Below are 24,207 nucleotides of genomic sequence, written 5' to 3'. Positions count from 1 at the left end.
CGATGCGTCAGCGGCCGTTCACGGCGCACCAGTCCGCCCACGTGATGGCGCCGCCGCCGAGCTGCTCGGCGTGGAAGGACGTCCAGGAGTTCTGGCTCGGCCCCGGCTCGGACGGTGCGCTGCGGTAGAGGGGGTGCCGCGCCTCGACCTCGGCGCGCAGCCACGGCTCGACCTGCTCGTACGAGTCCAGCGACCAGCTCCGCGCGTGAGAGGTGAGCCCGCCGCGCACCTCGCTCTCCGCCAGGCAGCGCCACCGTGAGGAGGGCATGGGCGGCAGGTCGCGCCAGTTCACGTATCGGGGTGAACACCTACCGTTCCTCTCGGAGAAGCACTCACGCTGGCCAGGCCCGTACGATGCTCACAGTCGGCGCGAGTCAGATGAGAGCGCCACGCCGCACCTGAATGTCCCGCACCTGGAAAGAACGGGGAAAAGAGCGTCAATATCCGGCGGTTTCCCAACCTGCCGCCCCACCGCTCGAACCGCCCGGCGGCGGGAGGCTTGCGACGCGTCTGTACCTACTAGTATGTAAGGGCCCGTCAGTCTTCCAGGAAGGCAGCCCTCACGTGTACGCCAAGCAGTACGAGATCACCCTGCCCGCCGACTACGACATGGAGATCATCCGCAAGCGGGTCGCCGGCGCCGGTCACGTCTTCGACGACCGCGCCGGGCTGGGCATGAAGGCGTACGTCATCCGCGAGCGCGGCGTCGAAGGCTCGCCGGTCAACCAGTACGCCCCCTTCTACCTGTGGAACGACGCCGGAGCGATGGCCCACTTCCTCGTCGGAGGCGGCGGGTTCCAGAACATCGTCCGCGACTTCGGCCGCCCCGTCGTCCACCATTGGACGGGCGTCGCCTGCCACGCCGGTCCCGCACGCGGCGCGACCCCGCTGGCCGCGACGCGCCGGCTCACCCCCGTACCCGACGATCGGGACGGCACGGGAACGAGTCTCGCGGCGCTGATCGAGGAGGAGGCCGAGCACCTGCGCGAGCTGTCCCGCCACGACGGCGTGCACACCACCGTGCTCGCCGTCGATCCCCACCACTGGCGGCTCGTACGCTTCACGCTGTGGGCGGACGATCCCGCGCAGGACGCGGACGGCACCGAACGGTACGAGGTGCTGCACCTGTCCGCCCCCGGCCTGAGCGACCTGCCGGAAGGGCGGTCTTGGTAGGGCCAGGGCGACCCCGGAGGGAACGGGCGCGACACCAGGAAGGGCGCGCCGCCGCCGCAGGGGAGGGAACGGGGCGGCTGCCGCCATCACGCACGTCCCTGCCGGGGATCACCGGTCCATGACGCATCAGCGCCATGCGGCCGGGGCCACGTTCGCGACCATAACAGCAGATCAGCGGTTACAGCCCTGGCATCCAGCCATTTGTGACATGTCTGTGTCAAAGAGTCGGACGTCACGTGTCATGCCGGACGTCGACGCGCGCCGGTGCCCGCAGCGCAAACCCGGCGCGGCCGGAAAGAGCCCGGCCGCGGGCCGAGCACGACGCCCGGCCCTCGACTGGGAGAAGGAGGCCGGCGCGGCCGGGCAGGAGACCCGGCGCGGCCGGAAAGCGACGGGACGATCGGCCGCAGAAGCGGCCGGATGAGCGGTCAGCGGCCGATCGGATGCCAGACCGTCTTCGTCTCCACGAAGGGCCGGATGCGCTCCAACCCCGGATCCGGCTCCTCCCAGTCGTCCTCGGGCCGAGGCCGTAGCACGCGCTTGAGCGTGGTCGCCGCCAGCTCCTCAAGCTCGGCCGCCAGCTCGCCGGCCCCGCCAGGTCGAGTGCGTTCACATCGGCGTGCCCGGCCAGCGGCGGGCCCAGTTCAGCGGTCCTGCCGGTGAGCACGTTGGCGACCCCGCCCGGCAGGTCGGAGGTGGCGAGCGCCTCGGCGAGCGTGATCGCCGGCAGCGGCGCCCGCTCGTCGGCGATCACCACGGCCGTGTTCCCCGCCGTGATCACGGGGGCGAGCACGGACACGAGGCCGAGCAGCGAGGACCCGGCGGGCGCGAACACGCCGACCACGCCGGTCGGCTCCGGCTCCGACAGGTTGAAGAACGGCCCCGCCACCGGGTTCGCGCCGCCCAGCACCTGGGCGATCTTGTCGGCCCAGCCGGCGTAGTAGACCCACCGGTCCACGGCCGCCGACACCAGCGCCTGCGCCCGGTCGGCGCTCACGCCCTCGGCCGCGGCCACCTCGGCGGCGAACTGGTCGCGCCGCCCCTCCATCATCTCCGCGACCCGGTAGAGGATCTGCCCGCGGTTGTAGGCGGTGCGGCCCGACCAGCCGGGGAACGCCTTGCGCGCCGCCACCACGGCGTCGCGCACGTCCTTGCGCGAGGCCAGCGCGGCGTTGGCGAGGTGGGACCCGTCCGCCGACGTCACGGGGTAGGACCTCCCTGATTCCGAGCGCGGGAACGCGCCGCCGACATAGAGCTTGTACGTCCTGAGCACCGCGATGCGCGGCGGGATGTCAGCCAAGGTACGCCTCCAGTCCGAGCAGCCCGCCCTCGCGGCCGTAACCGGACTCCTTGTAACCGCCGAAGGGACTGGCGGGATCGAACACGTTGAAGGTGTTGGACCACACGACGCCGGCGCGCAGCCGGCTCGCGGTCCACAGCATCAGGGAGCCCTTCTCCGTCCAGACACCGGCCGACAGACCGTACGGCGTGTTGTTCGCCTTGGCGACGGCCTCCTCCGGCGTGCGGAACGTGAGCACCGACAGCACCGGGCCGAAGATCTCCTCCCTGGCGATCCGGTGCGCCTGCGTGACCCCGGTGAACACGGTCGGGCGGAACCAGTAGCCCCGCTCGGGCAGCGGGCACGCGGGCGACCACGAGGTGGCGCCCTCCGCCTCGCCGGCGGCGGCCAGCTCGCGGATCCTGGCGAGCTGCGCCGCCGAGTTGATCGCCCCGATGTCGGTGTTCTTGTCCAGCGGGTCGCCGAGCCGCAGCAGCTCGATGCGGGCACGCAGCCGCGCCAGCAGCTCCTCGGCGATGGACTCCTGCACCAGCAGCCGGGAGCCCGCGCAGCACACGTGCCCCTGGTTGAAGAAGATGCCGGACACGATGCCCTCGACGGCCTGGTCGATGGCCGCGTCGTCGTAGACGATGTTGGCGCCCTTACCGCCCAGCTCCAGCGTGAGCCGCTTGCGGGTGCCCGCCACGGCGCGGGCGATCTGCCGCCCCACCTCGGTCGAGCCGGTGAAGGCCACCTTGTCGCCGCCCGGATGGGCGACCACGGCCGCGCCGGTGTCGCCGGCGCCGGTCACGATGTTCACCACGCCGGGCGGCAGCCCCGCCTCCTGGCAGATCTCGGCGAAGACCAGCGCGGTCAGCGGCGTCGTCTCGGCCGGTTTGAGCACCACCGTGTTGCCGGTCGCCAGCGCGGGCGCGACCTTCCACGCCAGCATGAGCAGCGGGAAGTTCCACGGGATGACCTGCGCGGCCACGCCCAGCGGACGGGTGCCGAACCCGGCGTGCCGGAGCTTGTCGGCCCAGCCCGCGTAATAGAAGAAGTGCTGCGCGACGAGCGGCAGGTCGATGTCGCGCGTCTCCTTGATCGGCTTGCCGTTGTCGAGCGACTCCAGCACGGCCAGCTCGCGGGAGCGCTCCTGGATGATCCGCGCGATCCTGAACAGGTACTTCCCCCGCTCGGCCGGCGGCATCGGCGACCACACCCGCTCGAACGCGCGCCGCGCGGCGGCGAAGGCCCGGTCCACGTCGGCCTCGCCGGCCGCGGCCACCTCCGACAGCGGCTCCTCGTCGGCCGGATTGACGGTGACGATGCGCTCGTCGCTCTTGGCCGGCACGAAGTCGCCGTCGATGAACAGGTCGTACGACGGCCGGATGGACACGATGGAACGTGACTCCGGCGCGGGCGCGTACTCGAAGATCTCCACGCCTCTCCCTAGTCGATGGTGTAGTAGTCGGGCCCGGAGTAATGTCCGGTGTCGAGCTTGGTCCGCTGCATGAGCAGGTCGTTCAGCAGCGATGACGCGCCCAGCCTGAACCACGCGGGGTCCAGCCAGTCGGCGCCGGCGATCTCCTTGACCAGCACGAGATAGCGGATGGCGTCCTTGGTGGTGCGGATCCCGCCTGGCCTTCACGCCGGCCTGCCGCCCGGTGGCGGCCCGGTAGTCGCGTACGGCCTCCAGCATCACCAGCGTGACCGGCAGCGTCGCGGCGGGAGAGACCTTGCCCGTCGAGGTCTTGATGAAGTCGGCGCCCGCGTGCAGCGCGAGCCAGGACGCGCGGCGCACGTTGTCGTAGGTGGCCAGCTCGCCGGTCTCCAAGATGACCTTCAGGTGCGCGTCGCCGCACTGCTCCTTGACCGCGACGATCTCGTCGAACACCTTGCGGTAGTCGCCGGCGAGGAACGCGCCCCGGTCGATCACCATGTCGATCTCGGTCGCGCCCGCCGCGACCGCCGCCGCCGTGTCGGACAGCTTGACCTCCAGCGACGTACGTCCCGAGGGAAAGCCGGTGGCCACCGAGGCCAGCCCGACCCCGGTCCCGGCCAGCGCCTCCGCCGCCGTGGCGACCATGTCGGGGTAGACGCACAGAGCGGCCACCGACGGCGCGGTGGGGTCGGCCGGGTCGGGGCGCACGGCCTTGGCGGCCAGCGCGCGCACCTTGCCGGGCGTGTCCGCCCCTTCGAGGGTGGTCAGGTCGACCATGCGGATGGCCAGGTCGATGGCCTCCCGCTTGGCCGTCGTCTTGATCGACCTGGTGGCCAGGCCGGCGGCCCGCCGCTGCACGCCGACCTCGTCGACGCCGGGCAGTCCGTGCAGGTAGGCACGCAAGGAGCCGGGGATGGTGTCAGGCACGAGCGCCACGCCTCTCGATGAGCATGTTGAGTACGAGGGCGACCAGCAGGATGAGGCCGGTCACCACCATCTGGAAGAAGGAGCCGAGGCCGAGCAGGTTGCACAGGTTGCGCAGCACCGACAGCAGCAGCACCGCCACGAACGTGCCGAACACCCCGCCCCGGCCGCCGAACAGGTTGGTGCCGCCGAGCACGACGGCCGCGATCGCGTCCAGCTCGAGCCCGTTGAACGCGGTGGGCTGCCCCACGGTCAGCCGGGAGGTCAGCAGCACCCCGGCCAGCGCGGCCAGCGCGCCCGACACGGCGAACACCGTCGTGATCACCCCGCGCACCGGCAGGCCGGACAGCCGGGCGGCCTCCTTGTTGCTGCCGACGGCGTAGACGTATTCGCCGAACGTGGTGCCGCGCAGCACCAGCGCGGCCAGCACGGTGATCGCCACGAAGATGACCCCGACGATCGGCACGTAGCCGATGAACCCGCCGCCGAGGAGCTGGAACGCCTCAGAGCCGCCCGCCTCGGCGGGCTTGCCGTCGGTCAGCAGGTACGTCAGGCCGCGGATCGCGGTCAGCCCGGCCAGCGTGGTCATGAACGACGGCAGCGACAGGTACGCCGACATGCCGCCCATGAACGCGCCGAACACCGCGCCGGCCGCCACGCTGATGAGGATCGCCGGCAGCACCGGCACCCCCGACCCCAGCAGCAGCGCGATCGTCATGCCGCCGAACGCGGCCACGCTGCCCACCGACAGATCGATGCCGGCGGTCAGCACGACCATCGTCATGCCGATGGCCACGATCCCGGTCAGCGAGGACTGCTGGAGCAGGTTCGCGATGTTGCGGCCGGTCAGGAACTGCGGCGCCAGCAGCGACGCGACCACGCACAGCCCGAGGAAGACCAGCAGCAGGTTGGACTTGACGATCAGGTCGGCGCCGCGGCGCCGGCGGGCCTCGCCCTGGGGGACGGCTGAGGCGAGGGTCGATCCCGGCGAACCCGTGGATCCGAGCGATGCTGTCATGGTGCGGCTCCTGTGATGACGGTGTGCGCGATGACGTTCTCGGGGCTGACCCGGGGGTCGAAGTGCGCGACGTTGCGGCCCTCGTACAGGACCTGGATCCGGTCGGCGTTGGCGGTCAGCTCGTTGAGCTCGCTGCTGGCGAGCAGCACGGCCACGCCCTGGTCGGCCAGGTGGCGCACCTGGCGGTAGAGGTCGGCCTTGGCGCCGACGTCCAGGCCGCGCGTGGGCTCGTCCAGCAGCAGGACCTTGATCCCGCCCCGGGTGATCCACTTGGCCAGCACGACCTTCTGCTGGTTGCCGCCGGAGAGCTGGCCGACGAGCTGGTTCGGTCCCGATGCCTTGACGCCGAGGTCGGCGAGCGCAGGACTGGTCAGGCGCCGGCCGAGTTTCCCCGGCAGCAGCCACGGCGGGCGGCCGAGCGCGCTGATCGCCGCGTTGCGGCTGACCGACAGGCCCAGCATCAGGCCCTGCTCCTTGCGGCTCTCCGGTACGAGCGCGAGACCCGCGCGTACGGCGGCGGCCGGGCTCGCGACCTTGAGCGGCCGGCCGCCGAGCCTGGCCGTCACGTGGGCCTTGAGGTCGCCGAACAGGGCGCGCAGCAGCGTCGTACGTCCCGCGCCGCCGAGCCCGGCCAGCCCGACGACCTCGCCCGGCCGCACGTCGAGGCCGCGCACGTCCAGCAGCCCCGGCACGTGCACCCGCTCGATGCTGAGCAGCGGCTCGCCCGCCGGCGCGGGCCTGTCGGTCGCGCCCACCAGCTCGCCCGCCTCGCCGATCATGGCGGCCACCAGCTCGTCCGGTCCGGTGGACGAAAGATCGTAGACGCCGACCGCGCGGCCGTCGCGCAGCACCGTGGCCCGGTCGCCGATCTCCATGACCTCGTCCATGCGGTGCGAGATGAAGATCACCGAACGGCCCTCGGCGGTGAGCGACCTGATGACGTCGAAGACCGCCTGCAGCTCGGCCTCGCCGAGTGTGGCCGACGGCTCGTCCATGACGATCACCCGGGCGTCGGCCGTGAGCGCCTTGGCGATGGCGGTGAGCTGCTGCGCCGCGATCGGCAGGTCGCCGACCTTGGCGGTCACCGGGAAGGTCGCGCCCACCCGGTCCAGCGCCTCGCGGGCCAGCTTGGCGCGCTGCGCCCTGCGGACGAACGGGCCCAGCCTGGGCGCCCTGCCGAGCAGCAGGTTCTGCGCCACGGTCAGGTCGGGCAGCAGGTCAAGCTCCTGGTAGATGACCGCGATGCCGGCCGCGAGCCCGGCGTGCGGTGTGGCCGGCGCGTACGGCTCGCCGTCCAGCAGGATCGTGCCCTCGTCCGGCTGGTACGAGCCCGCCAGGATCTTCATCAGCGTGCTCTTGCCCGCGCCGTTCTCGCCGAGCAGGCAGTGCACCTCGCCGGGCCGCACACCGAGTTCGACCCCGTCGAGCGCGACGGTGCCGGGGAAGCGCTTGACGATCCCCGACATGTGCAGGCGTTCGGGAGTCTGGCTCATGCCGCCTCCAGCAGGTGTCTGGCGTTGTGGTCGTCGGTGATCAGCACGTCGCACAGGCCGCTGGTCACCACCGCCCGGCACACCGCGCGCTTGGCCGTGCCGCTGACCAGCGCGACCGACGTGGTGGGCGAGCGCAGCAGGTCGAGCGAGAGCCCGAGGGTGCGGCCGTCGAGATCGGGGTCGACGATCCGTCCCTCCGCGTCGATGAAACGGCCGAGCACGTCGCCGACCGCGCCCGCGGCGGCCAGCCTGGCGAGGTCGCTCGCGTCGATCTGCCCGGAGTCGACCAGCACCGAGTCGCTGCCCATCGCACCGGGGCTGAACAGGAACAGATCCGCCTTGGTCGCCAGGGCCAGCACGTCGGCGACGGCGCGGTCGCTCTCCAGCACCTGGCGGGTGCTCCGCTGCTCCAGGATCGCCGGGGCGGCGAGCAGCGTCGCGGTGCCGCCGCCGTGGTGGGCGATCATGCTGGCCATGCTGTGGGCGCTGGTGGGCTGGCGGGAACGGCTCAGCGCGCCGTTGATCTGCACCACGTGCACACCCGTCGCCCAGCCGGGGACGAGCTTGCCGGCCAGCCGGTCGAGCGTGCGCCCCCACGACACCCCGATCAGCCGGGGCGCCGGGCGCATCTCCATGAGGTGGTCGGCGCCCGCCGCGGCCACCCGGTCGCGGGCCTGCTCGGCGTCGTCGCCGCCGACCGACACCACGACGGCGTCGCGCAGCCCGAACCGCTCCTTGACCTCCTGCTCCAGCGTGCGCACCCGCGAGCGCGGATGCAGCACCTCGATGCGCACGATGCCGACCTCGCGCGCCTCGGCCAGCATCCTGCCCACCTTCCAGCGGGTCAGGTGCAGCGCGTTCGCGATCTGCTCCTGCGTCTCGCCCGCCTCGTAGTAGCGGACGGCCACCTGGTAGAGCTGGTCGTCATCGGTCATCGCGGCCTCCGCTCAGCCGGTGGGAGATGCCGGTCGTCGCGGCCGTGGCCGCCAGGTAGTCGGCGTAGCCCGTCTCGTACGCCTGGGCGTGCGCTGCGACCGGCTCGACCGTGCGCACCTTCGGCGCGTACTCGGCCGCCGCCTCCGCGAGGGATGCGTGCCGCCCCGAGCCGGCCGCGGCCAGCACCGAGCAGGCCCGCAGCGTCAGGTTGTCGCCCGTGACCAGGTGGACGGGGCGGCCGAGCACGTCGGCGGTGGTCTGCAGCCACAGCTCGTTGTGCTGGATGCCGCCCGACAGGAAGATCTCCGACACCGGGACGCCGCCCTCGGTGAAGGAGTCGATGACCTGCCGGGTGCCGTAGGCGACGCCCTCGACGGCCGCCCGGTAGACCTGCTCGGGCGTGCTGGCCAGCGTCAGGCCCAGCACCGCGCCGCGCAGATGCGGGTCGCGCAGCGGGGTGCGGTTGCCCATGAAGTAGTCGAGCACGATCAGGCCGTGCTCGACCGGCGGCACCTGCGCCGCCGCCGCGATCAGGCCGCCGATCTCCGCGCGCGGCCGGCCGATGAGCCGCTCGCCCGCCCACGACAGCACCGAGCCCGCGCTCACCTGACCGCCCTCCACGAGCCACCGCCCCGTGCGCAGCGCGTCCGGGTACGGCCCCCACACCGTGGGCGGGAACACCGGCTCGGCGATCTCCGTGACGAACGCGTTGGACGTGCCGCACACGATCGACACGTGACCCTCGTGCGCGCCGCCGATGGCCAGCAGCGACAGGTGCGCGTCGATGCCGCCGCAGACCACCGTGGGGGCGCCGGTGACGCCCAGCTCATCGCGGGCTCCGGCGGTCATCGGGGCGATCGGGTCGCCGACGGGCACGATCTCGTCCGGCAGCTTGTCCGCCAGGTCGGGGACGCCGAGCCGCTCGTACAGGTCGTGGGGGAAGCCCGCGCCGCGCGGGTCGTAGTTGCTCTTGCAGACGGCGTTCATGCGCGACCCGGCCCAGCGGCCGGTGAGCCGCCACACCATGTAGTCGACCGCCTCGACGATGCGCGCCGCCGCCCGGTACGTCTCCGGCTCGTGCCGGGCCAGCCACATGGCCTTGGGCACCAGCCACTCCACGGCGTCGCTGCCGCCCGCGTACCGCAGGACCGGGTGGCCGGTGCGCGCGGTCAGCTCCGACTCCTCGCCGGCGCGGCAGTCCATCCACAGCAGCGCCGGGCGCAGCGGCCGGCCGTGCGCGTCGAGCACCGCCACCGTCGAGGCCGTGGTCGCCACCGCGACCGCCTCGACCGCCGGGCCGCCCGCCGCGGCGAGCGCCTGCCGCGCGGCCGACACGCTCGCCCGCCACCAGTCGTCCGGATCCTGCTCGGCCCAGCCGGGCCGGGGGAAGCGGGTCGGATACGCCGCGGCGCCCGACCCCAGCAGCGCCCCCTGCTCGCCGTAGACCGCCGCGCGGGCGCCTTCGGTCCCCAGATCGAGGGCGAGGAAGGCAGCCATGCTCTACTCCTCGTTCGGCAGGAAGAGAACCTTCGAGCTGAAGATCGACCGCTCGCCGAGCGCGGCCATGGTCTCCGGCAGCGCGTCCAGACCCAGCTCGTGCGTGATCATGAACTTCCACTTCAGCTCGCCCGAGGACAGCGCGCGCGCCGTCGTCCGCCACTCGTCGCCGGGGAACGGCGCCGAGAAGGAGTTCCACGCGCCGTGCAGGGTCACCTCGCGGCGCAGGAACGCGCTGAACGTCGCCTCCGGCAGCACCACCGGGTCGTGCGGGATGCCGATGAACACCGCCTCGCCGTGCCGCCCCGCCAGCGCCACCGCCTGGTCGATCGTCGCCGGCACGCCCGCCGACTCGATGACGATGTCGTAGCCTTCGCCGGCCACGTCGGCCGCCTCCTGCGCGCTGGTCGCCGTGTGCGTGGCCCCGGCCTCGGTCGCCATCGCGGCCTTCTGCTCGTTCAGCTCGATCACCAGCACCTCGGAGGCGCCCGCGATCCGCGCCCACTGCACCGCGAACAACCCGATCGGGCCCGCGCCGACCACCGCCACCCGGCGGCCGCCGCGCATGTTCGTCCGCCACAGGGCGTGCAGCGCGATGGCGGCCGGGTCCATCATGGCCGCCGCCCTCGGGTCCAGGTCCGCGGGCAGCACCATGAGGTTGCCGGCGGGGACCGTCACGTACTGGGCGTACGCGCCGTCGCGGCGGCTGCCGAAGTAGCCGTACCGCTTGCACAGGCTGAAGTGGCCCTGGCTGCACGGGGCGCAGGTGCGGCACGGGATCAGCGGCGGAACGGTGACCAGGTCGCCCTCGCGCACGGTGCCCTCGGCGGCCAGGTCCGCGCCGAGCCGTACGACGTGGCCGGAGAACTCGTGCCCGCAGATGATCGGGAAGTGGTAGGCGATCCCCGGTTGCAGCATGCGGGCGATGTCCGACCCGCACACCCCGCAGGCCGCCACGCGTACGAGCGCCTCGTCCGGACCCGGCTCGGGCACGGGCACCCGCTCGACCCTGATGTCCCCGGGCGCGTGGAGCACCGCCGCCTGCATGGTTTCCGCCATCGTTGTGCCTTTCCTACTTCGTGGTTGCCTGGGCTACTTCGTGGTCGCCTGGGCGAACTCGGTCTCGCCGATGTACTCGGCCGCGTTGTCCTTGTCGATCAGCGCGGTGCCGGCGTCGATGTTCGCCTCGACCTGCTCGCCCTTCTTGACCTTGAGCACGGTCTCGACGGCCTTGGCCCCGAGGGAGATGGGGTCGTTGAGCGCGGTGGCCACGTACTGGCCGTTCGGGATCTGCTTGACCGCCTCCATGAGGCCGTCCACGCCCGCGACCAGGACCTTGTCCTTGCCGTTCTCCTTGAGGACCTGGAGCGCGCCGAGCGCCATGTCGTCGTTGTGCGCGTACACGGCGGCGACGTCGGGGTGCACCTGGAGCAGGTCCTGCATCGCGGTGACCGCCTTGGAGCGCACGTAGTCCGAGTACGGCCCCTCGATGATCTTGATGTTCGGGTTGCTCTTCACGGCGTCGTGGAACCCGGCGCTGCGGTCGCGCGCCACCGCGCCGCCCGCGTCGCCGCGGATCTCGATGACCTTGCCGCCCTTGTCGCCGAGTGCCTCGCTGAGCCGCTTGCCGACGAGCTCGCCCATCGCCTTGTTGTCCCGCCCGACCTGGGCGACCGCGCCCTCGGGCACCGGGCGGTCCACGGTCACGACCGGCACGCCGGCCGCCTTGGCCGCGGCGATGCCCGGCTGCACGCCCTGGGGATCGACCGGGTTGACGAGCAGGACGTCCACCTGGCGGGTGATGAGGTCCTGGATGTCGTTGTTCTGCTTGGTGACGTCGCCGCCCGCGTCGGCGAAGTACAGCGAGGCGCCCGCCTGCTTGGCGGCGGCCTCCGCGCCCTCGCGGAGCTGGACGTAGAACGGCGACTGCTGGGTCGCCTGGCTGAAGCCGATGGCGACGGGGCCGTCGGAGCTCCCGCCGGCCGCGTCCGTGGAACCGCCCGGCGTGGTGGACACCGAACAGGCGGTCAGAGCGCTGATCAGGAGGAGTGAGGGGATGGTGAGCAGCCGAAATCTACTCATTGGGGCCTCCGTATGTGACGTAGGTAACGCACCGTAAGTCGGGAATTAACCCCGTTGCAACACTTGAGCCGAAATTTGCTCATATGAGCAGACTTGGGGTCTCTGCTCCGCTCGTCCGTTGTCCGTCACAGGAGTTTTCGCAGGTCACAGCGGTTACGGCGGCTCTGCCGCAAGAGAGGTCCCCGTGAACGCTCCGACTCCGGAGGCGCCGCCCGCGCACCGGCCCGGCGCTGCCATTGCGCGGCCCCGCGCCACCAGTGCGCGGCCCTGCGCCGCCATTGCGCGGGCCGGCGCGGGCGTTTTCGTCGCCTATCGCCCCGTCGTCACCGTCACCGTCCGCCTGCCCGCGATCCAGCGGGCGCTGCACGCCTCCACCGCGCAGCTGTCGTGGGTGCAGGACGCGTTCGGTGTCCGCGCGCACGGTGCAGCGCACGTCGGCCGCCTCCAGCGCCGCGCGCACGCTGGCCGCCGGTGGCCGCGCTGATTCTCACCGCAGGGGTCTTCGCCGACGTGCACGGGCGCAAGAAGACCTGCCAGGTGGCCCTCGCCCTGTGCGCCGCGGGCGCGCTGGTCGCGCTGTGCGCCAGGTCCATCCCCCTCGTCCGGGCCGGCGAGGCGGGCGGGCTCGGCGCGGTCGCCGGGCTCGACCTCGGGGCGCCGCAGCCGGGCCCGCCCTGGCCGCCGTGTCGGGCGCGTTCCTCGACGGCATGCGGCTCTGCCTCGGCGTCTCGGCGGTCCTGCTGGTGATCGCCGTCGCCGCCGCCGTCCTGCTGCGCCGTCCCCGCCGCAGCCCGGAGCCGTCCGCCGCGCCAGCGGCGGAACGCCTACCGGCCGGCTGACCCCGACCCCGCGCAGGGGGTCAGGCGCCCGCGGGCGGCTGCTCGGGTGACCCCGCGTACGGCACGTCGGGCGGCAGATGCGCCCGCAGCCGATCGTCGAAACCGTCGTCCACGTCCCGGTACGACCGGTACGCCGGCGGGTAGTGCCACCCCCAGGGCTGCTCCCGGTGGTGCCCCCACCACCAGCGGCGCGGCTGCCGCAGCCGCTCCATCATGGCCAGCACCGTGTCCCCCACCTCGGCGGGATCGGGCAGCACGTCACCGCCGAAGTACCGCTGCCGTCTCAGCAGCGTCGGGCAGCGCACGTCTCCCTGCACGAAGCTGCCGAACCGCCACCCGCTCTCCTCGTCCCAGGCGAGCCCCAGGAGGCACTCGTCGACGAGCTCGCGGTCCTCGATGAGAATCGACGCCGAACGTGGCAGGAACTCCGCAATCCAGTGGTCGCTCGGCTGAATGGCCCTGCGGACGAGGGCGAGGTAGACATCGTGCAGGTAGCCGACGTGCAGCTCCTGCCACTCCACATGCCAGATGCCCCGGGGTGTCACCACATCGGTGCCCGTGGGGCGGCGACCCCACGAGGTAAGCCGGCCATGCTGCATACCGCCCTTGACCCGCACGTGAGAACCAGGGCCATGCAAGGCTCCCCTCTGCCTGGCGGAACCAGGGATGCCGAGCTGCCGACGTGCGGGCCTTTGAAGCACTTCCCCGTCGTCGGCCAATTCGTTTGTCATTGCACCCCTCCCGCTTACTATGGTGAGGTACGGTAAGTCTGCATGCAATCTTGCACGCAGTCTTACTTCTGTGGCTCAATGGCTGGAGTGATCAAGGCGCAATCCGGGAATTAGCCACTTTTAGGACATACATGGCCAATCGCACTACTCCGCCCACCGTGCAGCGTCGCATCCTGGCGCGGGAGCTGCGACATTTGCGTGAGCGCAAGTCCCTGACCGGCGACGACATCAAAGACCTCCTCGGCTGGTCGCCGTCGAAGGTGTCGAGAATCGAGAACGCCCGGATCAGCGTCTCGCAGAAGGACATCGAGCAGCTGCTCGATGTGTACGACGCGACCGACAGCCAGCGCGAACGCCTCCTCGCGCTGGCCGGCAAGACCCAGACCCCGCAGTCGTGGCGCGCCTATCCGGCGCCGACCCAGGAGTACCTGTCCTTCCTCGACGTCGAGAGGGTCGCCGACTCGATCCGGCAGTGGGAGGTGGGGGTGGTGCCGGGCGTCTTTCAGACAGAGGCGTACGCCAGGCATCTGATCAAGAGCTGGCGCGATATCGACCCGACGCTGACGCCCCTCCAGATCGAGGACCGCGTCGCCATCAGATTGGCCCGCCAGAAACGCTTCTTGCCCCCTGAATCCGCACAAATCTGGATAATTATGGACGAATCTATCCTTTTGCGGACCGTTGGCGGGCCGGAGGTGATGGCCGAGCAGCTGCGGCAGCTTGTTGACTTCTCGCTACTGCCCAATGTGAAGCTTCAGGTTGCGCCGCTCAGTCGCCCTCGGGGGGTGTTCGAGGAATCCTTCACGCTGCTCAACTTGGATCGCAACAACCCGTTGGAGCAGTGCCTGGTCTATATTGACCACAATCTCACCAGCCAGTTTCTGCTGGACGAGCAGCGCTCGGTCTACTTCGAGAAGATGTTCGACCACTTCCGTGAGCTGGCACTGGATCCCGAGGAGAGCCGTCAGGCCATCCATAAAGAATTGGAGAAGTTGCAGGTGTGACGCCTGAGGCGGTGAGGCGGCAGGCTATATTCCCCGCATGCAAGATCAGTGGACGCGCTCCAGCTTCTGCGGGCACAACGGCAACTGCGTTGAGGTTCGCCGGCTGGATGACGATATGGTCGCCATTCGCGACAGCAAGAACCCTGGCCAGCAGCCTCTCGTGGTGACGGCCAGCGCGTACCGCCAGTTCATCGAGAGGGTGAAGCGCGGAGACGCTTGAAGCGTCCACCGGCAGTACTGACGACCTTGGCCGCTTGCGCAGCCGGTCCCCGGGCGAGGGGCCGGCTGCTTGACGTTGTGCCCCAGCCCGGCGGCCGGGCCCAGCCGCCCGGCTCCGGGAGCCGGGTCCGGGAACTGTGCCCGGCGGGTGGGCCTACGTGAGGGCCAAACCGCCGTCTACGGCGATGATCTGGCCGGTGATCCAGGCGGCGTTCGGGGCGGCGAGGTGCACGATCCAGGCGGCCACCTCTTCGGGCGTGCCGCGGCGGCCGAGGGGGATGCGGGCGGCCTCGTCCTTCTTGATCTGCTCGACGACTTCGGCGGGCAGTCCGGCGGCGCTCAGCGCCTCGCTCTCCGTGGGGCCGGGGGCGACGGCGTTCACGCGGATGCCGTCGGCGGCCAGCTCCAGGGCCCAGCTCCGGGTGAGCTGCTCGATCGCGGCCTTCGAGGCGGCGTAGTGGGCGGCGCCCGGCAGGGGGCGGTGGCCGTACGTGCTGGAGACGTTGACGATCGTGCCCCGGGTGTCGCGCAGGTGCGGCAGGGCGGCGTGGGCGAGCAGGCTGGGCGCGGTGACGTTCAGCGCGAGCAGGGCGGTGACGCGGTCGGCGTCGGTGTCGGCCAGCGGCATGATCGCCGTGCCTCCGGCGTTGTTGACCAGTATGTCGAGGCGGCCCCAGCGGCCGATCGCCGCGTCCACCACGGCCTGCGGCGCGCCGGCGGCGGTGATGTCGGCGGGCAGGACGGCGATGCCGGGGTGCCGGGCGGCGGTCTCCTCCAGGGGGCCGGGGCGGCGGCCGGCGGCGAGCACGTGCGCGCCCGCCTCAGCCAGGGCGATCGCGGTGGCCCGGCCGATGCCTGAGCCGGCGCCGGTGACGATCGCCACCCGGGCGTCGAGTTGAGTGGTCATGTGCTCGTTCCTTCGTTCGTTGTCAGTGGGTCTTATGGCCGTCATGCCGCCTGCTGCATGAGCACGCTGGGACTTTGCCGCCGCGAGGGGTTAGCGCCGGGCGCGGAGGGGAGGGTGGCGTGGACCGTTCCGAGGAGGCGCGTCATGAGGGTCGTGGTGGTCGGTGGGACCGGCCTGATCGGATCGAAGCTGGTGAACAGGCTGTCGCGGGACGGCCACGAGGCGCTGGCGGCCTCGCCGCGCACCGGGGTGAACACGCTCACCGGCGAAGGGCTGGCCGAGGCGCTGGAAGGGGCGGAGGTGGTGGTCGACGTGTCGAACGCGCCGTCGTTCGAACCGGCCGCCGTGCTCGGCTTCTTCGAAACCTCCACGGGCAACCTGCTCGCCGCCGAGTCGGAGGCGGAGGTCGGGCACCACGTCGCGCTGTCCATCGTCGGTACCGAACGCTCACCGGACAACGGCTATTTCCGGGCCAAGGTCGCCCAGGAGCGGCTGATCGAGAAGTCGGGCGTCCCGTTCTCGCTGGTGCACGCGACGCAGTTCTTCGAGTTCGTGAAGGGGATCGCCGACGAGGCCGACGATGGGGGAGTGGTGCGGATCGCGCCGGTGCTGTTCCAGCCGATCGCCGGGGACGACGTGGCGGCGGTGCTGTGCGAGGTCGCGGAGGGGCCGCCGCTCAACGGCCGGATGGAGATCGCCGGGCCGGAGCGGGTCAGGATGGACGAGTTCTTCCGCGAGGCGCTGGCCGCCCTGGGCGACCCGCGCGAGGTGGTCGCCGATCCGGACGCTCGCTACTTCGGCAGTGAGCTTGCCGAGCACTCGCTCGTTCCGCTGGGTGAGGCACGGCTCGGCGGGATCCGGTACGGGGATTGGGTCGCCGCCGCTGCCGCCACCTGACGGCCCCCGGATCGTTCACACAGGCCACGAGGAGGCCGCCCGTCTGCGTGCAGAAGCCGCGCGACGGTCCTGTCGTGCAACAGGACCGTCGCGCGGCTTCATGGGCGGGCCCGGCGCGCAGGTCGAGCCCTGGGAGGGTTTCCGCGCCGGGCGTTCAGCGGACCGGCGGGGGAGGGGGTCCGTGTCAGGCGGACTTGCGGCCGAGGGCGCGGAGCTGGTCGGGCGTCAGCGAAGAGACGTTCTGGTCGATCGGCGTTTCGGTGTACTGGTGGATCGTCCAGGTCTTCCAGTCGGCCGGCGGGGTGACCGCGCCCTTGGCCCGGCTGTAGTGGGCGACCCACAGCGGGTACTGCGACAGGCCGTGGCCATAGGTGTTGGCGAAGTTCCAGCCGCTGTAGAAGATCGGCTTGACGCCGGTCTGCTTCTCCACGTACGACAGCCACGCCTTGGCCCAGGCGTTGACCTCTTCGACGGACTTGCCGTCAGTGGTCTCCAGGTCCAGGACCAGAAGGTCGCCAGGCTTGGCGGGCTGGGAGTTCACCGTGGCCAGGAAGTGGTTGGCGTCTGCGATGGGGTCGTTGGCGGGGTGGCCGTAGTGGTACGCGCCGCGCACGATGCCCTTGCTGCCGAGCTCACGCCAGTGCCTGGCGAAGGAGGAGTCGACGAAGTCGGTGCCCTCCGTGGCCTTGATGATGCCGAACTGCGCGGAGCTGGACCTCCAGTCGTACTGCGGCTCGTAGTGGGAGATGTCGAGACCGTAGGTCAGGGAGCGAGCCTGGTGCTGGGAGGTGTGCTGCGTGGCCTCGTGCGGGGCACCGTGGTCGGCGGTGGAGGCGTGGGCGGTGCCGGTGACGGCGGTGACGGCGGCGAGCACGGCTCCGCCGAGCGCCAGTCCGAGGCGCTTGCGGTTGTCGGCAAGCTTGGGCATGCGGGGTTGACTCCTTGCTTCCATGCCGCCTACCGGGTTAGCTGACGGGTTCGGGACTGGAAGTGCCCTACGGACGCCGCCAGGGGCGGGCGTCCGATTCACCCCGGAAAGGTGGGTCCCCGGTTCCGCGAGAACGCGGATTCGGCGGCCGCACGCCATCGGGAAGGCGTACGGTCCGGTCAAAGATGCGAGGTAACGCGTGGGCGTCCCTCGACCCGCAAAAGTACATAGTTAGCAAAAGTATCCGCAAGCATCCTAAAGGGATTATCTTCGCATTGCGCGAGTTACCCGCCCGTAAGCCCCATGTCGCCGGGGTTTCTGAACAGGTAAAGTTTTTCGCTCTGCTCAGTCCAGGCCCAGCGTCCTGGCCGTCCTGCCGGCCGTCTCCCGCGCCGGCCCGGGCTGGTCGGACAGCATGGTCCCGTACGTCGGAACAAGCTCGCGCAAAGCGGGCCGCCAGCCCGGCAGCCGGTCGGGGAAGGCGCGTTCGAGCACGTCCAGCATGATCGCCACGGACGCGGACGCGCCCGGGGATGCGCCGAGCAGGGCGGCCAGCCCGCCGTACGCCGACGTCACCACCTCGGTGCCGAACCCGGCGATCGACCCGCGCCCGTGCACCGGCTTGACCACCTGCACCCGCTGGCCCGCGGTGATCGGCTCCCAGTCGCCCGCCCGCGCCTGCGGGACGAACCCGCGCAGCGCTCGCAGCCGGTCGCGGCCGGTCTGTGCGAGCTGCCCCACGAGGTAGCGCAGCATGTCGCGCTCGGCGTGGGCGGCGCCGAGCAGCGTGGGCAGGTTGCCGGGGGTGATGGAGCCCGGCAGGTCGGTGAGGCGGCCGCGCTTGAGGAAGCGGGGCGAGAACTAGTCGCGTTCGCCCGCCAGGTCGCGCACCCGCAGCCGCCACGACCTGCGGTCACGGGAGAGCGAGCGCACCTCGTGCCCGGTCCGCACCTCGACACCGTCGCGTTCGAGTGCCGCGAACAGCCGCCTGGTCAGCACGCCGTAGTCGACGTCGGTGCCGCCGCGCGAGCGGCACAGCGCCACCTCCTCGCCCGCGGGGCGGCCGGCGAACATCAGCGGCAGCAGCTCCGCCATGGCGTCGCGGTCGCGTACGAGCTCCAGGCCCTCGAAGAGCGGGTGCCCGCGCAGCGCCGCGTGACGCAGCCGCAGGTGCTCGGCCCCGGCCGCGCCCCGGGCGAACGAGAAGTGCGGCACCGGCCGGATGAAGCCCGCCGGATCGCCGAGCGTGCCCTCTTCCACCAGCGTCGCCCAGAGCTGGCGGGAGAGCTGGAACTGCTCGCTGATCCTGATGGCGCCGGTCACGTCGATCGAGCCGTCGCCGGTGAGCGGCGTGTAGTTGAACTCGCACAACCCCCCGTGCCCCGTGCCGGCGTCGTTCCACGCCGACGAGCTCTCCAGGCCGAGGCCGTCGAGCCGTTCCAGCGCCAGCACCGACCAGTCCGGCTGAACGCGGCGCAGCAGCACGCCGAGGGTGGCGCTCATGACGCCGCCGCCGACCAGCACCACGTCGTAGCCCTCGGTGACCACCGCGCGCCGCGCTCCCCACAACTCGTATGACAGGTTTGCTACTTGTATAACGGCCCCCGCGCGCGGCCCGGGATCCGGCGTAGCGTGGATCAAGCAAGTGCCCGCCAGGTTGAGGAGGCGATCACGGTGCACCCGGTCTGTTGACGGCCCCATCCCGGGGCGTCACGGAGCCGAAAGGTGACCGTATGAGCAAGACCGACAAGACCCGGCCCTGGTGGGTGAAGCTGGCCGACGCGCCGATGGTGTACTGCCGGCCCGTTCACGACCACCGCGACGGCGCCTGCACGCTGCCCGAGCGGATCGACCGCGAGAGCGCCTCGCTCTCCCGGCGCCTGAGCGGCTGCTACTGGCGGGCGACCGATGCGTTCCTGTTCGGTGAGGGCCGGCTCAACGGGGGCCGCGAATGGGCCCTCTACCGTCGCGAGACGCGCCGTCGCGAGCGCCGCCAGGCCCGCCACGAGCTGCGTCGGCGCCGCGACGACGGCTGACCGTCCAGGGGTCCGGCCGGAAGGCCGGGCCCCTTTTCGCGTACAGCAAACGGATAGATTGTCGATTCGGATGAGTCATCCGCTTTTCTGGTACGGTCGAAGCAGAGGCCGGAAAGGGCGCACGCCCGCCTCCGCCCTCGCGATGTCTCCTGACCGTTGAAAGGAAGCGAACGACCATGCGCATCTTCATCACCGGCGCCAGCGGCTACTTCGGCGGCGCGCTCACCGAGCACCTCATCGCCGCCGGTCACACCGTCGAAGCCCTCGCCCGTTCAGACCGCGCCCGCGACCGCGTCTCCGAGCTGGGCGCCACCCCCGTCGCGGGCAGCCTGTCGGACACCGGCGTCCTCCACGAGGCCGCCGCCCGCAGCGACGCCGTCGTGCACGCCGCCGTCGACTACGGCGACCGGGACATGCAGAACGTCGAGCAGCCGGCGCTCGACGCGCTCCTGTCCGGGCTTCCCGACGGCCGCCCCTTCGTCTACACCAGCACCGGCCTGGTCTACCCCGACACCAAGGGCAGGCCGGTCACCGAGGACGAGGAGGTCAGCGAGCAGACCGCCAGGCAGCCGCACAAATACCTCGGCGAGCGCCGCGTGCTCGCCGCCACGAACCTCGCCACCACCGTCGTCAGGGCCGGCATGATCTACGGGCGTGGCGGCACCACCCTGCTCCAGCTCATGATCGGCCAGGCTCGGCAGCAGGGCGTCGTCACGTACGTCGGCGACGGCGCCAACACCTGGTCCACCGTCCACGTGGACGACCTCGCCGCCCTCTACGCCGCCGTCGTCACCAGGGAGGAGGGTGGCGGCATCGTCAACGCCGCCACCCGCACCGGCACGGCCATCCGCGACATGGCCGAGGCGGTCGCCACCCTCACGGGGGCGCGCGCCGTCTCGCTGCCCCTCGACGAGGCCATGAAGTCCTTCGGCCCCATGGCGCTCGCGCTCACCAGCTCCACGCCCCTCGACCCCTCGCGGGCCGAGCGGTTGTACGGCTGGAAGCCGTCCGGCCCTTCCGTGATCGACGAGATCCTCCAGGGCAGCTACGCCGCAGCGTAAAACGTGCGGCCCGATCAACGGGCGGCCGTCGCGTCGCTACGGCGGGCCTCCACCCGGCCGTCCGCGACAGCCTTCCGACGCGCCGGACCCTTCGCCCACATGTAGGTGCCGGGACGACGGCGCTCCATCTTCAGCGCCGTGACCGTGAACCGGCAGATCTGCTCCTTCACCCACGCCGCGGTACGCCCGCTCAGGATCCGCTCCTTCGGCGAGTCGTCACCGTGGACGAACTGAACGAGCCCGTCCCGCCGGCCCAGGCTGACGCACTGCAGCAGGTAGCGGAACCGGAACGGCTCGGCGGGCCGCCCCGCGGCCCTGGCGTTGATCACATCGGCGGCGTGCGCGGCGATCGGCATGCCCGCGGCGCACGACATCCGGTGCGTTCCGCTCGGCAGCTGCACGGCGGCCGCGTCGCCCACGGCGTACACGTCGGGGTGCGACACCGAACGCAGCGTCTCGTCCACCACCACCCGGCCGCGGTCGTCCACGGCCAGCCCGGCCTCGGCGGCCAGCTCGGGCACACGGAACGACCCCGCCCACACCACGACATCCGCCGCCAGCACGCCCTGGTCCGTACGCACCCCGTCAGGCCCGACGCTCTCCACACGCGTGCCCTCGTGCATGCGCGCACCGAGCCTGGTCAGCGTACGGGCCAGGTGGCGGCGGCCCTTCTCCGACAGCCCCGCGCCCGCCACGCCGCCGGTGACCAGCGCCACCCGCCACGCCGGGTACGACTCGGCAAGCTCGGCGGCCATCTCAACACCCGTCAGCCCGCCGCCGACCACCACCAGCTCACCACTGCCGCCGTCCAGCCTGGCCCGCAGGTCGCCCGCCTGCTCGGCGGTGTAGGCGTGCTCGGCCACCCCGGGGACGCCGGTGTCGGTGCGGCTGCCCAGCGCGTACACGAGCGTGTCGTACGCGAACTCCCGCCCGTCCTCGGTGTGCACCCGCTTGCCGTCCAGGTCGATGGCGTTGACCCGGCCCCGCACGGTCGTGATGCCGGTGTCCTTCGTCAGCTCCTTCAGCGGCACCGTCACCTCGGGACGGCCCGCGGCCAGCTCGTGCAGCCGGATCCGCTGCGTGAGGTGCGAGTCCGCGCTGATGAGGGTGATCCGGTGCTTCCTGTCGAGCCGCAGCGCCGTCGTCAGGCCCGCATAGCCCGCGCCGATGATGACGATGTTCTGTTTGGCGTCCATGTCGTGCCTCCTTGTGGGAAGTTCTGCGACAGAGACGAGACAGCCCCCGGAAATGTGATGGTGATCCGCATCACACTATGGCGGGCCTGGCCGGGATCGCGTACGACGCCGGCCTCGTCGCGCCACGTCGAGTTTGGGGATCGCGTATGACGTCGGCTTCGTCACACCGTGGCGAGCTTGGCGGGATTGCGTACGACGTCGACCTCCGTGACGCGGCCGTCCTCGGCCACGGAGAACGCCGCCACCGTGTCCGCGGTGCCGTCCGCAGCCCGCACCACCACCCCGAGACCGCCGTTGACCTCGGCGAACTCCACCGTCATGCCCTCCAGCCAGCGGCTCACCAGGCCGTGCACCAGCCTGGCCACCCGGTCCGCGCCCGCCACCGGCTGCAGCGCGGAGGAGACCGCGCCGCCGCCGTCCGAGCGCCACACCACGTCCGGATCGAGCGCCGCGACCAGGCCCGACAGGTCGCCGTTCAGCGCCGCCGCGGCGAACGCCTCCACCGCCTTGCGATGCGTCGAGCGGTCCGTCGTACGCCGGGGACCGTGCTCGCGCACCCTTGCGCGCGCCCGCGACGCCAGCCGCCGCACCGCCTCGTCGCTGCGGCCCAGCACCTCCGCGATCTCCCCGAACGGCACCCCGAACACGTCGTGCAGCACGAACGCCACCCGCTCCGCCGCCGTCAGCCGCTCGAGCACCGCCAGCATCGCCATGCTGACCGAGTCGTCCATGGCGACCCTGTCCTCGGGGCCGAGCTCCTTCACGACCGGTTCCGGCAGCCACGGCCCGACGTACGCCTCCCGCCGGACCCGCGCGGAGGTGAGAAGGTCGTAGCAGATGCGGCTCACGGTCGTGGTGAGATAGGCGCGCACGTCCCTGACCTGCGCGACGTCGGCGTGCCGCCACCGCAGCCACGCCTCCTGCACCGCGTCGTCGGCGTCCGTCTTCGTCCCCGTGATCCGGTACGCCACGCCCCACAGGTGATCGCGGTGCTCCTCGAACTCCGCCGGCCGCCCGCCCGCACCCGCCCCGCTCCCCATGCGCCCCATTATCCGACCGCCCCTCGCCACCCCACCCGCCGCCCACCCGGCCCCGCGGCCGGGGCCGCCGCGTCCGTCGGGAGGCCGGCCGCTGAGCGTGCCCGCGGGGCACGAGGGCCGCCGCCGGGTGGTGGCCGAGGGGCTGCCCGCCGCCGGGGTGAGCCGGGCGCGGGGATCTGTCGGTCCGGCCTGCCAGAGTTGCCTCGCCGCGCGTGCCACCCGCCCGCGCCCCCACAGCCGTTTCGCCGTGCCCCTCGACACGCCCGTCGAGTCGTCACGCCCGTCGAGTCGTCACGCCCGTCGAAAGGAGCGCTTTCGTGCCCGAGCCCACCGACGTCGGCTCACCCGCCGACGGCGACGCCCGTTCTGCCCTGGACGCCGCGCCGGTCCGGATGCCCGCTCGGCTCCGGACGTCCACCCGGCCCCTGACGACCGCTCAGCCCCGATGACCGACCGGAGCTGGATGATCGTCCGGGCTCCGGGCACGAGGCGCGTGTGAGCGGCGGTCGGGAACGCCTGGTGGTGCGCAGAGCGGGAAAGATCTCGGCGATGGTGGCGCCGCTGCGGGCGAGGGACTTCCGGCGCTACTACGCCGGCCAGACCGCCTCCGCGTTCGGGGACTCGCTGACGCCGCTCGCGATCGCGTTCGCCGTGCTCCACCTCACCGGATCCCCGATGGACCTCGGCATCGTCGTCCTGGCCACCCGGCTGCCGATCGTCGCGCTCACGTTGCTGGGCGGTGCGGTGGGCGACCGGTTTCCGCGCCGGACGGTCATGCTGACCGCCGACCTGGTGAGGTTCGCCGCGCACGGGGTGACGGCGGTCCTGCTGCTCACCGGGCACGCGCAGTTATGGCTGCTGGTGGTCCTGCAGGTGCTCGCCGGGGTCGGCACCGCCTTCTTCAACCCGGCCGCCGCGGGCCTGATCACATCCCTGGCGGCCGAGGACGACCTGCAGGCCGCCAACTCGCTGATCTCCATCTCGCGCAGCAGGGTGCACAACGTCGTCCAGACCACGGTCGTCCAGCGGCACCTGCCCGCGGACCTGGTCGCCCGCGCATACTCGGTCACCACGGTCGGCGCGCTGGTCGCCGCACCCCTCGGCACGGGACTGGCCGGCCCGGCCGCCGAGCTGCTCGGCACCGCCCCGGTCCTGCTGGGCTGCGCCGCGGTCGCTGTCCTGCTGACCGTCGCGACCTTGCCGGTGCCCGCCGTGTGGCGGGTCCGCGACGCCTGACCGCAGGTGAAAAGGCGGTGAGACGGCTAGCGGAGGCTGCTATGGTGTGATGCGCTTTCGTATCGGATGTGCCCTAGCCGGGCACGTTCCGCGACACGACTCGACGAGGAGACCAGACATGGCAGGTGACGACGACATCTCCGGGTGATACCGGAGACCCCGGCCCCCGGGCGGGCGCGTGTTGAGCGCCGCCGCGCGTGGCCGTGAGTTCGTCGTTCCCTCAGTCCCAGTCTTCATGACGGGCGGCTTCGCGCGCGCCCGCGTTCCGTA

General features: G+C 71.8%; 23 protein-coding genes, 3 pseudogenes and 1 riboswitch. Of the genes and pseudogenes, 9 read left to right on the top strand and 17 right to left on the bottom strand.

Annotated features, from left to right (window positions below):
* Nucleotides 1-7: 7 nt before the first annotated feature.
* Entirely contained in the window at nucleotides 8-292 is a 285-nt protein-coding gene (locus tag ACFMQL_RS40345; protein WP_378790011.1) for a hypothetical protein, read from the bottom strand.
* 272 nt (nucleotides 293-564) lie between these two features.
* Between ACFMQL_RS40345 and ACFMQL_RS40340 the strand changes: the two genes are divergently transcribed.
* Nucleotides 565-1,173, top strand: a complete 609-nt coding sequence (locus ACFMQL_RS40340) for a DUF4865 family protein (protein ID WP_378790009.1) — start codon at nucleotides 565-567, stop codon at nucleotides 1,171-1,173.
* 428 nt (nucleotides 1,174-1,601) lie between these two features.
* On the opposite strand, the pseudogene ACFMQL_RS40335 reads toward ACFMQL_RS40340, so the two are convergent.
* The 9 genes and pseudogenes from ACFMQL_RS40335 to ACFMQL_RS40295 form a co-directional block, all read right to left on the bottom strand.
* Nucleotides 1,602-2,473: pseudogene (locus tag ACFMQL_RS40335) on the bottom strand (aldehyde dehydrogenase family protein).
* Nucleotides 2,466-3,887 carry an aldehyde dehydrogenase family protein gene (locus ACFMQL_RS40330; protein WP_364065932.1) on the bottom strand — a complete coding sequence of 474 codons (1,422 nt, stop codon included), beginning with the start codon at nucleotides 3,885-3,887 and terminating at the stop codon, nucleotides 2,466-2,468. Before ACFMQL_RS40330 ends, ACFMQL_RS40335 begins: the two are co-directional and overlap by 8 nt.
* Nucleotides 3,888-3,901: 14 nt before the next feature.
* A pseudogene (deoC, locus tag ACFMQL_RS40325) lies at nucleotides 3,902-4,829 on the bottom strand (deoxyribose-phosphate aldolase).
* The gene (locus ACFMQL_RS40320) at nucleotides 4,813-5,835 is read right to left on the bottom strand and encodes an ABC transporter permease (RefSeq protein ID WP_364065146.1); all 1,023 of its coding nucleotides are present in this window, start codon (nucleotides 5,833-5,835) and stop codon (nucleotides 4,813-4,815) included. Before ACFMQL_RS40320 ends, deoC begins: the two are co-directional and overlap by 17 nt.
* The gene (locus tag ACFMQL_RS40315) at nucleotides 5,832-7,328 is read right to left on the bottom strand and encodes a sugar ABC transporter ATP-binding protein (protein WP_364065143.1); all 1,497 of its coding nucleotides are present in this window, start codon (nucleotides 7,326-7,328) and stop codon (nucleotides 5,832-5,834) included. Before ACFMQL_RS40315 ends, ACFMQL_RS40320 begins: the two co-directional genes overlap by 4 nt.
* Entirely contained in the window at nucleotides 7,325-8,263 is a 939-nt protein-coding gene (locus ACFMQL_RS40310) for a sugar-binding transcriptional regulator (RefSeq protein ID WP_364065140.1), read from the bottom strand. The genes ACFMQL_RS40315 and ACFMQL_RS40310 overlap by 4 nt, the downstream gene beginning before the upstream one ends.
* Nucleotides 8,253-9,761 (bottom strand): FGGY-family carbohydrate kinase, encoded by a 1,509-nt coding sequence (locus tag ACFMQL_RS40305; RefSeq protein WP_364065137.1) that lies wholly within the window; start codon nucleotides 9,759-9,761, stop codon nucleotides 8,253-8,255. The genes ACFMQL_RS40310 and ACFMQL_RS40305 overlap by 11 nt, the downstream gene beginning before the upstream one ends.
* A 3-nt stretch (nucleotides 9,762-9,764) precedes the next feature.
* Nucleotides 9,765-10,820, bottom strand: coding sequence for a galactitol-1-phosphate 5-dehydrogenase (locus tag ACFMQL_RS40300; protein ID WP_364065134.1), 1,056 nt, complete (start codon nucleotides 10,818-10,820; stop codon nucleotides 9,765-9,767).
* A gap of 33 nt (nucleotides 10,821-10,853) precedes the next feature.
* Nucleotides 10,854-11,843: a substrate-binding domain-containing protein gene (locus ACFMQL_RS40295; protein WP_364065131.1), complete on the bottom strand. Its 990-nt coding sequence runs from the start codon at nucleotides 11,841-11,843 to the stop codon at nucleotides 10,854-10,856.
* Nucleotides 11,844-12,027: 184 nt separating this feature from the next.
* Here ACFMQL_RS40295 and ACFMQL_RS40290 point away from each other — a divergent pair, with 184 nt between their 5' ends.
* A complete protein-coding gene (locus tag ACFMQL_RS40290) occupies nucleotides 12,028-12,327 on the top strand; it encodes a hypothetical protein (protein ID WP_378790005.1) in 300 nt (99 codons plus the stop codon).
* A gap of 199 nt (nucleotides 12,328-12,526) precedes the next feature.
* Nucleotides 12,527-12,682, top strand: a complete 156-nt coding sequence (locus ACFMQL_RS40285) for a hypothetical protein (protein ID WP_378790003.1) — start codon at nucleotides 12,527-12,529, stop codon at nucleotides 12,680-12,682.
* Between the two features lie 20 nt (nucleotides 12,683-12,702).
* Here ACFMQL_RS40285 and ACFMQL_RS40280 read toward each other — a convergent pair whose 3' ends face one another.
* Nucleotides 12,703-13,230 carry a DUF6292 family protein gene (locus ACFMQL_RS40280; protein WP_364065122.1) on the bottom strand — a complete coding sequence of 176 codons (528 nt, stop codon included), beginning with the start codon at nucleotides 13,228-13,230 and terminating at the stop codon, nucleotides 12,703-12,705.
* A gap of 314 nt (nucleotides 13,231-13,544) precedes the next feature.
* Here ACFMQL_RS40280 and ACFMQL_RS40275 point away from each other — a divergent pair, with 314 nt between their 5' ends.
* Both ACFMQL_RS40275 and ACFMQL_RS40270 read left to right on the top strand, forming a co-directional pair.
* Nucleotides 13,545-14,417 (top strand): helix-turn-helix domain-containing protein, encoded by an 873-nt coding sequence (locus ACFMQL_RS40275; RefSeq protein WP_378790001.1) that lies wholly within the window; start codon nucleotides 13,545-13,547, stop codon nucleotides 14,415-14,417.
* Between the two features lie 37 nt (nucleotides 14,418-14,454).
* The gene (locus tag ACFMQL_RS40270) at nucleotides 14,455-14,637 is read left to right on the top strand and encodes a DUF397 domain-containing protein (protein ID WP_364065118.1); all 183 of its coding nucleotides are present in this window, start codon (nucleotides 14,455-14,457) and stop codon (nucleotides 14,635-14,637) included.
* A 153-nt stretch (nucleotides 14,638-14,790) separates the two neighbouring features.
* Here ACFMQL_RS40270 and ACFMQL_RS40265 read toward each other — a convergent pair whose 3' ends face one another.
* A complete protein-coding gene (locus ACFMQL_RS40265; RefSeq protein WP_378789999.1) occupies nucleotides 14,791-15,543 on the bottom strand; it encodes an SDR family NAD(P)-dependent oxidoreductase in 753 nt (250 codons plus the stop codon).
* Nucleotides 15,544-15,687: 144 nt separating this feature from the next.
* Here ACFMQL_RS40265 and ACFMQL_RS40260 point away from each other — a divergent pair, with 144 nt between their 5' ends.
* On the top strand, nucleotides 15,688-16,440 hold the full coding sequence (locus tag ACFMQL_RS40260; protein WP_378789997.1) for an SDR family oxidoreductase: 753 nt from the start codon (nucleotides 15,688-15,690) through the stop codon (nucleotides 16,438-16,440).
* Between the two features lie 184 nt (nucleotides 16,441-16,624).
* Here ACFMQL_RS40260 and ACFMQL_RS40255 read toward each other — a convergent pair whose 3' ends face one another.
* From ACFMQL_RS40255 to ACFMQL_RS40245, 3 genes and pseudogenes are all read right to left on the bottom strand, one after another.
* Nucleotides 16,625-17,368 carry a glycoside hydrolase family 25 protein gene (locus ACFMQL_RS40255; RefSeq protein WP_378789996.1) on the bottom strand — a complete coding sequence of 248 codons (744 nt, stop codon included), beginning with the start codon at nucleotides 17,366-17,368 and terminating at the stop codon, nucleotides 16,625-16,627.
* Between the two features lie 11 nt (nucleotides 17,369-17,379).
* Nucleotides 17,380-17,525: riboswitch (cyclic di-AMP (ydaO/yuaA leader) on the bottom strand.
* A gap of 188 nt (nucleotides 17,526-17,713) precedes the next feature.
* Nucleotides 17,714-18,217, bottom strand: a pseudogene (locus tag ACFMQL_RS40250) (malate:quinone oxidoreductase); the annotation flags it as partial.
* A 12-nt stretch (nucleotides 18,218-18,229) separates the two neighbouring features.
* Nucleotides 18,230-18,916, bottom strand: a complete 687-nt coding sequence (locus tag ACFMQL_RS40245; protein ID WP_378789994.1) for an FAD-dependent oxidoreductase — start codon at nucleotides 18,914-18,916, stop codon at nucleotides 18,230-18,232.
* Nucleotides 18,917-19,101: 185 nt separating this feature from the next.
* Between ACFMQL_RS40245 and ACFMQL_RS40240 the strand changes: the two genes are divergently transcribed.
* Both ACFMQL_RS40240 and ACFMQL_RS40235 read left to right on the top strand, forming a co-directional pair.
* Nucleotides 19,102-19,404 (top strand): hypothetical protein, encoded by a 303-nt coding sequence (locus ACFMQL_RS40240; RefSeq protein ID WP_364065105.1) that lies wholly within the window; start codon nucleotides 19,102-19,104, stop codon nucleotides 19,402-19,404.
* Between the two features lie 176 nt (nucleotides 19,405-19,580).
* Nucleotides 19,581-20,465, top strand: coding sequence for an NAD-dependent epimerase/dehydratase family protein (locus tag ACFMQL_RS40235; protein WP_364065103.1), 885 nt, complete (start codon nucleotides 19,581-19,583; stop codon nucleotides 20,463-20,465).
* A 14-nt stretch (nucleotides 20,466-20,479) separates the two neighbouring features.
* Here ACFMQL_RS40235 and ACFMQL_RS40230 read toward each other — a convergent pair whose 3' ends face one another.
* The gene (locus ACFMQL_RS40230; RefSeq protein WP_364065100.1) at nucleotides 20,480-21,661 is read right to left on the bottom strand and encodes an FAD-dependent oxidoreductase; all 1,182 of its coding nucleotides are present in this window, start codon (nucleotides 21,659-21,661) and stop codon (nucleotides 20,480-20,482) included.
* 161 nt (nucleotides 21,662-21,822) lie between these two features.
* On the bottom strand, nucleotides 21,823-22,701 hold the full coding sequence (gene sigJ / locus ACFMQL_RS40225) for an RNA polymerase sigma factor SigJ (protein ID WP_364065098.1): 879 nt from the start codon (nucleotides 22,699-22,701) through the stop codon (nucleotides 21,823-21,825).
* Nucleotides 22,702-23,196: 495 nt separating this feature from the next.
* On the opposite strand from sigJ, the gene ACFMQL_RS40220 reads away from it, so the two are divergent.
* A complete protein-coding gene (locus ACFMQL_RS40220) occupies nucleotides 23,197-23,937 on the top strand; it encodes an MFS transporter (protein WP_378789991.1) in 741 nt (246 codons plus the stop codon).
* The last annotated feature ends 270 nt before the right edge of the window (nucleotides 23,938-24,207 follow it).

The organism is Nonomuraea fastidiosa, from assembly GCF_042751225.1.
Taxonomy (GTDB): domain Bacteria; phylum Actinomycetota; class Actinomycetes; order Streptosporangiales; family Streptosporangiaceae; genus Nonomuraea; species Nonomuraea fastidiosa.
Note: the sequence above shows the minus strand (reverse complement) of the source record. Positions and strands in the feature narration are given on the sequence as shown.

What these genes read in the sequence shown, in the direction of transcription:
- ACFMQL_RS40295 (WP_364065131.1), bottom strand. Translation starts at nt 11,843, where the DNA reads ATGAGTAGATTTCGGCTGCTCACCATCCCCTCACTCCTCCTGATCAGC.
- ACFMQL_RS40310 (WP_364065140.1), bottom strand. Translation starts at nt 8,263, where the DNA reads ATGACCGATGACGACCAGCTCTACCAGGTGGCCGTCCGCTACTACGAG.
- ACFMQL_RS40240 (WP_364065105.1), top strand. Translation starts at nt 19,102, where the DNA reads ATGAGCAAGACCGACAAGACCCGGCCCTGGTGGGTGAAGCTGGCCGAC.
- ACFMQL_RS40270 (WP_364065118.1), top strand. Translation starts at nt 14,455, where the DNA reads ATGCAAGATCAGTGGACGCGCTCCAGCTTCTGCGGGCACAACGGCAAC.
- ACFMQL_RS40275 (WP_378790001.1), top strand. Translation starts at nt 13,545, where the DNA reads ATGGCCAATCGCACTACTCCGCCCACCGTGCAGCGTCGCATCCTGGCG.
- ACFMQL_RS40320 (WP_364065146.1), bottom strand. Translation starts at nt 5,835, where the DNA reads ATGACAGCATCGCTCGGATCCACGGGTTCGCCGGGATCGACCCTCGCC.
- ACFMQL_RS40300 (WP_364065134.1), bottom strand. Translation starts at nt 10,820, where the DNA reads ATGGCGGAAACCATGCAGGCGGCGGTGCTCCACGCGCCCGGGGACATC.
- ACFMQL_RS40260 (WP_378789997.1), top strand. Translation starts at nt 15,688, where the DNA reads ATGAGGGTCGTGGTGGTCGGTGGGACCGGCCTGATCGGATCGAAGCTG.
- sigJ (WP_364065098.1), bottom strand. Translation starts at nt 22,701, where the DNA reads ATGGGGAGCGGGGCGGGTGCGGGCGGGCGGCCGGCGGAGTTCGAGGAG.
- ACFMQL_RS40305 (WP_364065137.1), bottom strand. Translation starts at nt 9,761, where the DNA reads ATGGCTGCCTTCCTCGCCCTCGATCTGGGGACCGAAGGCGCCCGCGCG.
- ACFMQL_RS40255 (WP_378789996.1), bottom strand. Translation starts at nt 17,368, where the DNA reads ATGCCCAAGCTTGCCGACAACCGCAAGCGCCTCGGACTGGCGCTCGGC.
- ACFMQL_RS40235 (WP_364065103.1), top strand. Translation starts at nt 19,581, where the DNA reads ATGCGCATCTTCATCACCGGCGCCAGCGGCTACTTCGGCGGCGCGCTC.
- ACFMQL_RS40265 (WP_378789999.1), bottom strand. Translation starts at nt 15,543, where the DNA reads ATGACCACTCAACTCGACGCCCGGGTGGCGATCGTCACCGGCGCCGGC.
- ACFMQL_RS40315 (WP_364065143.1), bottom strand. Translation starts at nt 7,328, where the DNA reads ATGAGCCAGACTCCCGAACGCCTGCACATGTCGGGGATCGTCAAGCGC.
- ACFMQL_RS40230 (WP_364065100.1), bottom strand. Translation starts at nt 21,661, where the DNA reads ATGGACGCCAAACAGAACATCGTCATCATCGGCGCGGGCTATGCGGGC.